At 43.1% G+C, this 12,719-nt stretch carries 3 protein-coding genes; all 3 read right to left on the reverse strand.

From position 1 onward, the window contains the following. Window positions 1-220: 220 nt before the first annotated feature. The 3 genes from HY960_01205 to HY960_01215 all read right to left on the reverse strand — a co-directional run bounded on the left by HY960_01205 (window position 221) and on the right by HY960_01215 (window position 12,575). The gene (locus HY960_01205; GenBank protein MBI5214349.1) at window positions 221-8,827 is read right to left on the reverse strand and encodes a VCBS repeat-containing protein; all 8,607 of its coding nucleotides are present in this window, start codon (window positions 8,825-8,827) and stop codon (window positions 221-223) included. Window positions 8,828-8,923: 96 nt separating this feature from the next. After that, complete coding sequence (locus HY960_01210; protein ID MBI5214350.1) at window positions 8,924-9,562, reverse strand: response regulator transcription factor; 639 nt, start codon at window positions 9,560-9,562, stop codon at window positions 8,924-8,926. 85 nt (window positions 9,563-9,647) lie between these two features. Next, a complete protein-coding gene (locus tag HY960_01215; protein MBI5214351.1) occupies window positions 9,648-12,575 on the reverse strand; it encodes a hypothetical protein in 2,928 nt (975 codons plus the stop codon). Window positions 12,576-12,719 lie beyond the last annotated feature (144 nt).

The following is a 12,719-nucleotide window of genomic DNA, read 5'->3' on the forward strand; positions in this document are numbered from 1 at the left end:
TTCTGAACCATTGTAAAAAGGACAAAGTATTTTCTATTTTTACAATGTTGTTGGCAAAGAAAGAACTCAATTTCTCTACCTTGAACGTTTGGATAATAAGCATTATTTACGACATAGTCAATACCACAAATAGGGTATTTTTATAATTATTTTGATAAAATAAAAATAGGCGACTTCTAATTAGAAGTCGCCCGTATTCAGATAAATAAGTCGTAGTGTTTTATTTAATTAAGAGCATCTTTCCCACATCTGAGAATCCCCGATGTAATCCGCCCACGTCTTTTCCCTTCGCTTCAATCCGATAGAAATACACTCCGGAGGGGAACATTGTTGCGTCAAACTCAATTTCATGGTACCCTTCATCATGGATTTCATTATTGAGGAGTGTTGCTACTTCCTGACCGAGCAAGTTATAAATTTTCAAGTTGACTGTACTATTAACCGATAACTGATAACCAATAACTGTTACCGGGTTGAACGGATTCGGGTAATTCTGTTCCAACCGATACGCAACAGGTTGTACCTCGGATTCACCGAATTGTTCGTCATATCGTTGCAAGCGCACGGCAACTTCCGGAACACTGTGAAGATATGACGCCTTGTACAGCGATTTCGCTCCGCGCACTGCCAACGGTTTTGTAGAATACGTGTCAACCTTCGTCGAAGTGAATTCATTGTTCAACCGGACAACAACACTATCAAGCAAACGCAAATAGAATTTCGGATAGCGATAGACTGTATCGCCGGTGTTGCGTATCAATCTTCCTAACGTCAGGACAGTATCATAGAAGTGAGAAATCTCGCGTAATGTTTTTCCGACAAGAACGCTGTCACTGAAATCCGCATTCTTCACACAACCATATACCAGTTCACCGTACCCGGGAGGTGTAATTCCCAAATCGCTTGCCGCGATATTTGTCTTGAACGAAATGAAATGTGCCTGACCATAATTCAACGCGTTCCCGATTTCTGACTCGGCTACGTTTTCACCATACGCGGTAATGTAATCCGTGGGCTTCTTTGGTAATTTCGGTTTGCCGGGAAGCCGCGGATACGTCACGATGCGAACAGCGGAAGGATTATATAACCACGACTTCGCGGCGCTCGGTTTATACGGATGTGTTGCATCAAGTTTGTAATAATACCAACCATACACTAACTGACTATCAGGGTTCGATTGGGGAACACCAACGAGCATGTACCCTGTCGGCGAATCAAATCCTCGTTTCACATGAACTGAATCGCGAACATTTCCGCCGGTCGGTTTTTTCGCGAAGCCGCTCTTCTGTTTCGCGCCCGCGGCTTTGTTATACTCATTAATTGTAAACGTACGGAACTTTCCTGTATCAAGGATAAAGAAATTGCCAAAGACAAATCCGCTTGTATCCACATTGCTTAACAATTGGAAAGAATACGGAGTACCGTTTGCCGGTTTCGTTTGTCTCCAGAGCGCATCTCCGGCTTCCTTCAGTGTGTAAACATCTGCCGGTACAGGGTCGAACGTGAAGTTGCCGTTTGCATCAGTCACGGTTGTTTCCGGTGCGGTATGTGAGCCGACAAGTACTATTTTCTGTCCGGCAAGATATTCTTCGCAGACCTCGTTAAACGTTCCTGTGCTGTCATAGTCACGGAACTTATATCCGCTAACAGTACCAAACTGAACATTGGCAAAATCTTTTCCGGTATAAACACTTCCGCTTGTTATACTCAACGTATAAGTTACTGTCGAAGGAATGGTTCGATACCAATCTGCCGAAGGTTGAACTTCGCTTACATCGTACGTACCGGCAGATAATCCAACGAAACTGTAATTTCCGTTTGCATCGGACGAATCCTCTACGACAAGATTCTGACCTTTCCAAAGTTGAATGAGCCGGTTTGGAAGTGTTGGTTCACCTGCGTCAATTGTCGAATCGCCATCGGTATCCTGATACTTCGTTCCACTGATGGAACCGAGTTTGAAGTTGGCAAAATCTTTTCCTGACACATTCGAACCGGATGTGACAGTCACAGAATGTGATGCTGTTGTAGGATAAGTCTGAATCCAGCCGGATTGCAAAACTTCCTGAACTGTATATGTTCCGGGCGCAACACTATTGAACTGATAATCTCCACTTCCCGATGTTGTATCTGACGCGAGTAATGCTTCACCATTATAGAGTTGAATTACCCAGCCGTTCAATGTCGGGTCGCCTGAAGTGACACTATCACCGGCAACATCTTCATACTTCTTTCCCGAAATGGAACCGTATTGAGCATTGCCGAAATTAATATTCGTCGTATCCAATGCGGAACGAACGGATATGGTGTGCGTTCCCGTCAACGGGAATGTTTGTGTCCAACTTGATTGTTGAACTTCGCTTACCGTCCACGTTCCCGTTTCGGTTTGACCGAACGAGAACGAGTACAAACCATTCGCGTCCGTTGTATCAAATTTCGCTGACGCGTCTTTCATCGCTTTAATGATCCAATTAGCAAGCACACCCTCGCTTCCATCTTTCACGCCATTCCCGTTATCATCGCGCCATTTCAATCCGGAAATTGTTGGTGATTTGAAATTGCCAAAATCCTGATTGACAGCATTGGAACCCGCTGTAACATTCACCGAATATGTACCACTTGCAGGCATTGTTTGAATCCAGCCGTTTTGATTTACTTCACTCACTGTCCACGTGCCTGTTTCCTGTTCAGTAAACCGGAATAAATAATTTCCGTTCGCATCAGTCGTATCAAGTTTTGTTGCCGCATCTTTCGTCGCCTGAATAATCCACCCTTGCTGTCCGGGTTCTCCTGCATCTTTCATACCGTCTCCGTCGTAATCATTGAACTTCTTCCCGCTGATGAAACTGAAATGCGCGTTCCCAAAATCTTTTCCGGTAACATGTTGTTCCGAAGCGAGATTGAATGTGTAAGAACCGCCGACCGGGAATGTTTGTGTCCAACCCGATTGTTGTGTTTCACTAACTGTATAATTTCCTGCATGAAGATTTGAAAATGTATAATTTCCGTTTGCGTCTGTCGTTGTAACAATCGGCGGAGGCGGCGAGGCGATATTCAACTGCAAGTTCATTGACCAACCTTGCAATCCAGATTCGCCATCATCCTTCGAACCGTTACCATTCATATCATTGAATTTCATCCCGCTGATTGAACCCAACACGACGAAATGATTTCCGAAATCTTTTCCTGTCAGATTTTCTCCGGCATTGAGTGTAACTGAATACGAACCACCCGGCGGGAATGTCTGATTCCAACCGGCTTGCTGTTGTTCACTCAACAAATAATCTCCCGCGCTTAAACTATCAAACGAATAATTGCCGTTCGCATCTGTTGACGTGAGAATCGGGACCGCACCGGAAGCGATTGAAGTATAGAGTTGAATCGTCCAACCCTGCAAACCATTTTCCCCTTCATCCTTCGTTCCGTTACTGTTCACGTCATTGAATTTCATTCCGGAAATTGAACCGATTTGATGATTGCCAAAATCATTTCCTTCGGAATAGGTTCCCGATGTAACTCCGACTAAATGATACCCTTGTTGTTCGTAGGTGTGTGGAAATGTTTGTACCCATTGAGATTGTTGAACTTCAATAATATGATACGTTCCCGGAAGTAAATTCTTGAACGTGTACCAACCTGTACTATCTGTTAAAACAGTATCTTTGATTGTTGGTTGATTCACTTCATACAGTACAATCTTCCAGCCGGAAATCAATGGCTCATTTTCTTCTCGGTCTGAGTTATTATTCAGGTCGTTCCATTTCCTTCCTCGAATTTCTCCGAACCGGAAATTTCCAAAATCTTTTCCGGTTGCATTTTCTCCGGCGTTTAATGCAACTTCATAATTTCCGTTCGGAGGAGAGGTTTGCGTCCATCCGACCTGCTGTTGTTCGGTAACAGTGAACGTTCCTTCAGATAAATTTTCAAACGAATAATTTCCATCTGCATCTGTTGTATCAAACACTGCGTCACCATTAAGTACTATGACCCAACCTTGTAACGGCGGTTCTCCTTCATCCTTCACTCCGTCGCCATCAACATCATTCCACTTCATGCCGGAGATTGAACCCACCGGTGGATTGTAATGATTACCAAAATCATTACCGATTGAATAGGTTCCCGATGTAACGCCTACTAAATGGTATCCTTGCTGTTCATATGTGTGCGGAAATGTTTGAACCCATGGGGATTGCTGAACTTCGATAATGTGATAAATCCCCGGCATCAAACTCGTAAACCAATACCATCCCGTGCTATCCGTTGTTACCGTATCTTTGATAGTGGGATTATTGACATCCCACATCACCATTTGCCAGCCGGGAATCAATGGTTCGCTTTCTTCTCGGTCAGAATTGTTATTGAGGTCGTTCCATTTTCTTCCTCCGATTGTTCCGTATTTATAGTTTCCAAAATTCACATCGTTAATCGCTTGACCGGAAGCAACAATTGTTGATTCAGCCAGAACAGAGGTACGCGTCCATTCTGCTTGCATGACTTCGCGAATGCGATATGTTCCCGCGCTAAGACTGCCAAACGAATAATTTCCTGCTGAATCAGTTACCGCAGAAACTTCACCGCCATCAAGCAGACCATTATTATTTGAATCTATGAAAACCGTCCAGTCGGATATTCCCGGTTCGTTTTCATCTTTTATACCGTCAGCATCTACATCATGCCACTTCATGCCGGAGATGGAACCAAATACAGGGGCCTGAACGATTAACGTACAACTTCTCGCGCCTGTACATCCGTTCAAATCCGTTGCAGTAATTGTAAAATATGAAGTCCCGGTTGAAGTAGGAGTTCCTGTGAGACCTCCTGCACTTGAGAGACTCAGTCCCGCCGGAAGCGAACCGCTTGTGACTGCAAATGAATAAGCCGGCGTTCCTCCGGAAGCAGATATTGTTTGATTGTACGAAGTGCTCGTTGTTCCATTCGGCAACGAAGATGGATTCACTGTAATCGTCGGGCAACTGAAATTATTCAGCAAGATGGAAACGTTCGGACTACTATAATTCATTGTCGCCGCATCCATATCTCCATCACCGTCGAAATCTCCGACAGGAAGTTCCCCAGCGATTGAGGCATCTAATCCGCCGTACAAGAACGATTGCGTTTGAGTAAACGTACCTGTTCCATTATTCTTCAATACTTCAAACCGATTATTCTCATCAATTGCAGTAAAATCTATATCACCGTCACCATCAACATCTGCCATTCCGCCAACACTAAATGTTGCCGAGCCGGTAATTGAATCGGTGCGAGTATAAACTCCATAACCATTATTCTTGAGTATTTCTAACCAACGGAAGTATGGAGTATGAAGAACTCCAAGGTCAATATCTCCATCGTTATCGAAATCCGCATTATAGATAGACTTAGGCGCATTCCCGCGATACATCGGGAATGATGAAAAATTCCCTGTGCCGTCATTAATAAAAACTCCAAGGTAATCACCGTATCCATTGCCGCAAAGAACATCTAAATCACCATCAGCGTCATAATCGAAATTGGCAATATTACCCGGGTTGTCATAACTACCCCACCACATGGTAATAGCAAGTATTTCAGTAAAGATTCCGGAGCCGTTATTTTTTAAGAAGCATACTCTCGGTTGTGTATAGGTCGAAGCATAAACTGCCAAATCAAGATCCATATCACCATCAAAATCACCTGCTGTGAGATTCGTGTAAGAAATGTTAGTAGTCTGTGAAGGAGTTCTCGTCGGAAAATTTCCCGTACCATCATTATAAAAAGTAACAAGTTGATTATAGTTATACGATTGCGACATTGCCGCGATGAAATCAAGGTCGCCATCACCATCAAAATCTCCAACGATAGTGTGTCGTTCTTGGCCTAGTTCGCCTTTGAGTCTGTAGGATGTAAATCCACCGGAGCCATTGTTTAACATAACGGTGAAAGAATCAATGCCCGATGTTCCTGCAATGAGGTCGATATCGCCATCGTTATCTAAGTCGGCCGATGTGCCGCCGACAGAACTTGTACCTGTTGTGATATTTTGTGTGTGCGTGAATGAACCTGTTCCGCCAATCGCCTGAACGGTGAACGAGAACCGATAGCCAGCCAATAATGAATCACCGCTTGCGGATTTAATATTTTTAGCAAGACGAACATGTATTTGTTCTCCTTTTCTAAACTCGATAACAGGGTCAAATGAAACGAGAGTATCACCGCTGAAAGAGAATGACCCGTTATACCTGCCTGAGTATGAACCTTCAACGACAAATGTGTTCGAAGTTATCGTCCCTGTATTGATTGCTTTATTGAATTCGATATTCACATTTGAGGTAACGCTCACATTCAACGCATTCTTCGATGGCGTTGTACTTTCCACCGCAATCGGCGGCTCACCAACAACGATGGTATATGTTTTTGATGCACTGCAACCGTTCCCGCGAACTGCGGTTACTGTGAATGTATAAGTTCCGAGCGTCGTCGTTGTTCCCGAAAGAACTCCACCGGACGAGAGAGATAATCCCGGTGGTAACGTTCCGCTTGAAATAATAAAGTTGAATGACTCCACGCTTCCGGTAACAGTAAATGTTTGGCTGTATGAAGCATTCTCCGAACTATTCGGAACTGATAACGGCGGGTCAAGAGCTATCGAAGGACAACCATAATCATTAAACACAACCGAGACGTTGCTTGAACTGTAATTTCCCGTTGCGAAATCCGGGTCTCCATCACCGTCAAAATCGCCGTAAGTAAAACCAAATGGGTCAGCGCCACCGTGTCCGTACAATGCAGTATTGGGAAAACTGCCAGAACCATCATTCTTGTAAACACGGACTTCATAGTTTCCAAAAGTTGGCACTATATCAAGATCGCCATCGCCTTCAACGTCTGTTATGATTGCCTTATTTCCACCGGAACTTAAATCATATCCGAATGTAAAATTCCCGTTACCATCATTATTAAGAATTGCATTGTATCCCGCGAAAAATCCACCGACTAACACTTCGCCGATTCCATCACCATTAAAATCTCCTGCGTTCACAAGCGTCGGGAAATTATGTAACCCCGGAAGCGTTAACGTATCCTGAGAAAAATTTCCTTGACCATCGTTATATAAAAACCGTACAAATGCTTGATTACTATTTCCAACCACACCATCTAAGTCTCCATCAGCATCAAAATCGTACAGTGAAACAGCATCGCCGACTATGCCAAAACCTATGAGACCAATGTGTGAATACTTCGAAAAAATCCCACTACCATTATTTTTTACTACGTAGACTGTATTGGTGTTACCACTTGGTACCAACATGTCAAGATCGCCATCCCCATCAAGATCACCCAATTCAAATTGGAGGGGTCCCGCTACATCAGAGACAGTATACGGTGCAACAGAAAAATTACCTGCTCCATCATTTACAAAAGTATAAATAAACGATTCTCCCGCAGAGCCGTAGTACGTATTACAATCTCCGACAATATCAAGGTCACCGTCATTATCCACGTCGCCGCTTCGTGCTCTCCAAAGAGATGAAGCAACATACAACGTTTCTTGTTTGAAAAAATGACCGGTTCCGTCATTGTACATTATATATAATCTGTGGTCGGAACTGTTAACCGGAGCCGCAAGGTCAACGTCTCCGTCATTATCCCAATCACCGGAAGTAATCCCCTGCATTCCGGTGTTCATCGGATATAAATTATTGAGAACAAATCCGCCCGTACCTGTTTGTGCCTGAACTGTGAACAAAGATTGATATCCGTTGGTCAGATATTCACCAGTTCCTGAACGGATATTGCCGGTGAGAGAAATTGCAATGTGTTCAGCATCTTCAAAATCCTCATCTGGATTAAATACAAAACCTGTATCGCCTAATAATGTAATTGTGCCGAAATGTCTTCCGGAAAGCGGACCGCCAATAACAATGTTGCTTGCAATGAGCGTGCTTGTGTTCATCGCTTTATTAAACACAACGGTAATGTTTGTTGATTTACTGATGTTAAATGCATTCTTCGAAGGAGTAATGCTCTTGACGGCAAGAGGTGGTTCATTGACTACAATGGAATATGCCTTATTTCCCGTGCATCCATTTGCATCAGTAGCCGTCACGGTGAAATTGTATGTCCCGGCAGTTGTCGGTGTTCCATCAAGCGAACCACCCGGCATGAGTGTTAATCCCGCAGGAAGCGAACCGCTTGCGACAACAAACGTGTGACTTGGTGTCCCGCCGCTTACCGTGAAGAAATGGTTATACAACGTTCCGACGGTTCCGTTGGATAGCGTAGTTTGATTGAATGAAATTGTCGGGCAAGTTACGGTATAAGAAAATTGTGTCGCTTGCGCGGAAGTAGTTTTCGGGTTAATAAATTCTCCGCTGTTGGCAAATATTTCCGAGCCACCACCGGAGTGCCACGCGCTGATAATATATTTTATTGTCTTACCCCCTTGTTGCGCAGGAATGGTCGCTTCCCACACATCTACATTTTGTCCCGCATTGAAAAGACATACCCAACTTGCATTGACTACCTGTGTTGTTCCGCTTGCGGTTCCGAACGCGCCCGAGGGATTTGAACCATCGGTGGTATAATATATTCTCGCATTATCTGTGTAGTATTGATACTCTACTTTGAAGCGAAGTGTAACAGCATCGGCAGAACCGGGCGTTAGATTACTAACGTACAGTCCGCCACAACCGGGATTGTTTGTTGTCCGTTCGTGGTAAACGTAGTTCGCTGTGGCGAATGCCGCTTGTGTTGATATGAAGAAAAGAAAAAGAGAAAGCACAAACAGGCTCATGCTTTTCTTACTGGAATTGATTAGGAGATGTTGACTTGCGGAAACATTACTCATATTTCACCCTATGGTTTTGATTTAGTGAGAACTTAATGAAGATTAGAAAAAGAACTTATGATAATTAATTTAAAAAACGATATAATTCCAAGTGAATCAACTCAATACCTGTTCCTTCAACGCCTTCGATACCGCCTGCGATTTTGAATGAACATGAAGTTTCTCGTAGATACTTCGAATATGCGCGCGAACGGTATGAAGACTCAGGAAAAGTTTTTCTGCAATCATTTTGTAGTCATCACCATTGACTAACTGTTTCAAAACTTCTTTCTCCCGCTCTGTTAAATCGTAATTGTTTTTTTGAGCCGGTGCGAAGTGTTTAAACATCTCCAACACTTTCCGTGCAATCCTCGGCGACATCGGCGTTCCTCCTTCATGCGCATCCTGCACAGCAACTACTAAGCGTTCGGGCATGACAGGTTTATTAAGATAACCACACGCACCCGCACAGATTGCCTGAAAAACATTTTCATCATCTTCAAAAACAGAGAGAATAATAATTTGAACGTCGGGATATTTATTCTTCAGTTGACGCGAAGCCTCCACACCGTTTAATCCTGGAAGACCAATATCCATGAGAACAACTTCCGGCTTCACGGAATCAAACTCATACAACAAATCTTCAGCACGTTCGTACGAGCCGACTAATGAACATAACGAAGAATGTTTTACAACCAACGCTGTTCCAATCCTGTAATCAGGATTGTCTTCAACGATGGCTACTTTTATTGACATGATTTGATTTCAGTACTACTAACGAATAAAACGACTACAATATCGTGAAATCGAATTACCGAGTCAATAGGCAGAATATGCTATTTTACAACTTTACGGCAAGAAGAATCTTGGTTCCATGATTTGGCTTGGAGAGAATCTCGAACGAACAATCCAGCGTTCTGCACCTCATTTTCATCGTTTCCAACCCTTTTCCTGTGGATTTTTCTGACTGGTCAAACCCTTTTCCGTTGTCTTCGATTTCGATGGAAAGCGTTCTATTGACATACGAGCATCGAAACTGAATGTTCGTACATTCGGAATGTTTCATAGAGTTATTGATTGCTTCTTTGAGTAAAAGCCAGAGATTTTTTCGTTGTTCCGGGCGTAAGTTAAACGATGGTAAGTTCTCTTTCGATGGAATGACGATATGCGGCTGTATTGCTTTTGCATGACAAGCCCCGTTTAAAAAATCCTGAACACGAATCAGCAAATCGTGCAGAGTTTCAGTGCGCGGGTCTATCGCCCAAATGATTTCGCGAATTGCATCCACAGATTGATTTGAAAGAATTGAAACGCGTTCTAACAATTGTTTTCTCTCCGGGTCGTTGTAACTATCATCCTGAACAATTTTGCTGTACATCGCGATACTGCTCAGGTTGGTTGCAATCTCATCATGAAGGTCAGCCGCAAGCCGCGTACGAAGTCGCTCAATTTCTACTGCTCGTTGAATCCGGTAGCGTACGATTGCATACACTGTTCCAACAAGAATAATAACGGACAAACTGAGAAACCACCATGTCATCCAAAACGGTTGAAGGATGGTGAACGACACAATCCCTGCCCGATTGCTCTCTACACCATCTGCAGAAATTGCTTTCACTTGAAATGTGTATGTTCCCGGTTTCAGTGAACGATACGTGACAGAACGTTCAGATGTTGGTACAAGCCAATGGTTATCTTCCGGCAGAAGTTGATATTGATATTTTATTCTGTTTTCGCTTTTGAAACTTATTCCGGTAAAATCGAACCGTACATTATTCCGGTCATACGGTAGTTCCTGGTCCTGCGTAAAATCCATATCAATATTATTGACTTGAAAACGACTGAGATGAATGAACGGAGGAGGAACATTGTCCGTCGTTTGTCCCACATCAAACCATGAAATGCCGTATGGCGTCATCATAACATAGAGTCCATTCGAACCTGTTACGGCAGTATAAACTCTATTTCCATCAAGGATAGTGATGGGATGACTTGCCTTAAAGTTTTGGGTCTCAATAGTTTGCACTCCCGATTGCATACATATCAATATTTTTCCTTGCTCATCTGTTACTACCGACCAGACAGCATTGGTCAACAATCCTTCTTGCTTTGTAATTCGAGTTACACTCCCCTGTTCCAACACTGCTACTCCTGAATACCGATATGCAAACCACATTCTGCCTTGCGTATCCTGAGTTATTCCCTTTATTTCTTCATCCGGTAAACCATCTGCCGCTGTATAATTTTTAACGGTTGTTTCATTCTCATCCCAATGAAGAACCGATACTCCGTTTGAAGTATTCGCCAACCAAAGATTGCCATCCCGGTCCTCGAAGATACATCTTGACCAGATGGTTTGTAATCCATCTTCTTTTGTAAACTTTCTAAGAATCCTCGGTGAGTTCGTAACTGAGACACAATACACACCGGAATCTATTACGCCAAACCACAATCTACCCTTTGAATCGAGAATAAGACCCCGCGCCCAATGCGTCAATTGCGTTGAATGTAATAACGTCGAAAACTTTTTCTTTTGAAGTAGAGTCGAATGATTTCCTCTGTTCCTTTGAATGGTGTAAGAAAGTATTTCCCCGGTTGTTGATGAACACCAAAGATTATCCTCCTCATCAATTCCCCGCGGAATAATTGCCTCGCGTGGCAATATCTTTCCTAAGGAATGAAAATACTTTTCAGATTTATTTGATGAAGTAAACCAAACTTCCCAAACTCCTGAGAGCGACGAAATCCAGTAATGCCCGGCAGTATCCACAAGAATATTCGCGGCTTCAAACTTGATGTGCATTTCATCGAGCGCTAATGATGAGAGATTCCTTTGCTCTAATTTTGCAAGTCCTTTTCCATTTCCCGCTATCCATAAATTATCTTCTCTATCAAACAGGATTCGTGTGATGTCGAAATCATGTAAACCATTCTCTGTTGAAATACGTTCGAATACTACTGCTGGATCATCGGGGCGAAATGAAAGAAGACCGTTCGTTGAAGCACAATACATTTTCCCCCGACCATCTTCACGGATATTTCTGATAAGACCGAATCCATGCTTCATCTCCTTGAGTTTTTTCTCTCCATGAAATTTCTGTAACTGGCTGTCTCCCCGCGCAACCCAAATCGTTCCTTTGCTATCAGGATAGATTGCTGTGACTCGTTTCGGATATGCTGTTATTTTTTCAATGGTGTGAAGTGAATCTTCCGTTCTGTTGTAACACCATAATCCATTTTCTCCTCCCATCCAGATATTTCCTTCTTTATCTTCCGCAACCCGGTACACCCAACCGTAAATTTCCTTTTTCTTGAATTCGGTTGCCTTGCCTGCCTGAAATGTGTACACGCCATTATCGGTACCACACCAAAGAATTCCTAAACGGTCTTCAATCATACTGTACACTCGGTTTTCATCTCCTGTTTTGCCAAGTCTGTAGGGAGTGAATGTTCCTTGTTCGTACTCGCAGATTCCGCTCCCCGTTCCAATCCACATTACTCCCGCGGTTGATTTGCTTTCAAAAATAACACGAACAAGTACAGCAGGTAAGCCATCGCCGAAGGCATAATTGGTAAATGAAACGCCATCGAAAATACTGATACCTTCCGATGTCCCAATCCACAAAAATCCTTTTGAATCCTGACAGAGTGTTAATACGGAATTATCAATCAGACCGTCTTTAATCGTGTACTGGCGGAATGGATAAACCTGTGCCGTTCCTGTTTGAAAGGATAAAACAACAAGCGCAGAGATAAGTATTATTTTCACTCTGGAATTCATTGGCTGTAATAGTACGAATTCCAGATTGATTCTTCAAATATTAAGAGATGGTAACCTTGCGAAGGTTCTCCCGTCAAATTCCAAGTTGTGTACAAATGCAGTAATCACCTATTGGAAAAACCTTCGCAAGGC

Source organism: Ignavibacteriota bacterium (assembly GCA_016212665.1).
Classification (GTDB): Bacteria; Bacteroidota; Ignavibacteria; order UBA10030; family SZUA-254; genus FW602-bin19.

Coding starts and splice junctions, on each gene's coding strand:
- HY960_01205 (MBI5214349.1), bottom strand. CDS start 8,827: ATGAGTAATGTTTCCGCAAGTCAACATCTCCTAATCAATTCCAGTAAG.
- HY960_01210 (MBI5214350.1), bottom strand. CDS start 9,562: ATGTCAATAAAAGTAGCCATCGTTGAAGACAATCCTGATTACAGGATT.